This is a genomic window from Dellaglioa sp. CoH-55-MRSF-9 (assembly GCF_056782155.1).
On record NZ_JBXAYG010000012.1, the window covers coordinates 1 to 1,846 of the forward strand.

General features: G+C 50.3%; 2 rRNA genes (1 of these 2 cut by a window edge). Both read right to left on the bottom strand.

Annotated features, from left to right (window positions below):
• Position 1: 1 nt before the first annotated feature.
• Positions 2-117, bottom strand: a 5S ribosomal RNA gene (rrf, locus tag AC1RPV_RS07505).
• Between the two features lie 85 nt (positions 118-202).
• Positions 203-1,846 (bottom strand): 23S ribosomal RNA (locus AC1RPV_RS07510); it runs 1,375 nt beyond the window's last position.

Sequence of the window (1,846 nt, forward strand, 5' to 3'; positions counted from 1 at the left end):
AGCATGGCAACGTCCTACCCTCGCAGGGGGCGACCCCCAACTACTCTTGGCGCTAAGAAGCTTAACTTCTGTGTTCGACATGGGAACAGGTGTATCCTTCTTGCTATCGCCACCACACTCTTTTTTTGAGAAAACTTATTCTCTCAAAACTAGCTAATATTTATCATTGATTTTTAAGCCGTACACCGTTTCACACCACTTTGTGGTTAAGTCCTCGACCGATTAGTATTGGTCCGCTCCATACATCACTGTACTTCCACTTCCAACCTATCTACCTGATAATCTTTCAGGGGTCTTACTTCCATAAAGGAATGGGAAATCTAATCTCGAGGTGAGCTTCACACTTAGATGCTTTCAGCGTTTATCTCATCCATACATAGCTACCCAGCGATGCCCTTGGCAGAACAACTGGTACACCAGAGGTATGTCCATCCCGGTCCTCTCGTACTAAGGACAGCTCCTCTCAAATTTCCTACGCCCGCGACGGATAGGGACCGAACTGTCTCACGACGTTCTGAACCCAGCTCGCGTACCGCTTTAATGGGCGAACAGCCCAACCCTTGGGACCGACTACAGCCCCAGGATGCGATGAGCCGACATCGAGGTGCCAAACCTCCCCGTCGATGTGGACTCTTGGGGGAGATAAGCCTGTTATCCCCAGGGTAGCTTTTATCCGTTGAGCGATGGCCCTTCCATACGGAACCACCGGATCACTAAGCCCGACTTTCGTCCCTGCTCGACCTGTAAGTCTCGCAGTCAAGCTCCCTTGTGCCTTTACACTCTGCGAATGATTTCCAACCATTCTGAGGGAACCTTTGGGCGCCTCCGTTACCTTTTAGGAGGCGACCGCCCCAGTCAAACTGCCCACCTGACACTGTCTCCCACCACGATTAGTGGCGAGGGTTAGAGTGTTCATACAACGAGGGTAGTATCCCACCAATGCCTCCTCCGAAACTAGCGTTCCGGTCTCTACGGCTCCTACCTATCCTGTACAAGTTATACAAACACTCAATATCAAGCTACAGTAAAGCTCCATGGGGTCTTTCCGTCCTGTCGCGGGTAACCCGCATCTTCACGGGTATTATAATTTCACCGAGTCTCTCGTTGAGACAGTGCCCAAATCGTTACGCCTTTCGTGCGGGTCGGAACTTACCCGACAAGGAATTTCGCTACCTTAGGACCGTTATAGTTACGGCCGCCGTTTACTGGGGCTTCAATTCTGGGCTTCGCCGAAGCTAACTCATCCTCTTAACCTTCCAGCACCGGGCAGGCGTCAGCCCCTATACGTCATCTTACGATTTTGCAGAAACCTGTGTTTTTGATAAACAGTCGTTTGGGCCTATTCACTGCGGCTGACCTTTCGGTCAGCACCCCTTCTCCCGAAGTTACGGGGTCATTTTGCCGAGTTCCTTAACGAGAGTTCTCTCGCACACCTTAGGATACTCTCCTCGACTACCTGTGTCGGTTTGCGGTACGGGTAGTTATATTCTAACTAGAAGCTTTTCTTGGCAGTGTGACATCAGTTACTTCGCTACTTAATTTCGCTCCCCATCACAACTTGTCCTTAAAGTTAAGCATTTAACTCAACTTCAGACTTATTGCTTGGACGCACATATCCATCAGTGCGCTTCCTTAGCCTGCTGCGTCCCTCCATCGTTCAAACAAATATAACTAGTACAGGAATCTCAACCTGTTATCCATCGTCTACGCCTCTCGGCCTCGACTTAGGTCCCGACTAACCCTGGGAGGACGAGCCTTCCCCAGGAAACCTTAGTCATTCGGTGGACAGGATTCTCACCTGTCTTTCGCTACTCATACCGGCATTCTCACTTCTAAGCGCTCCACC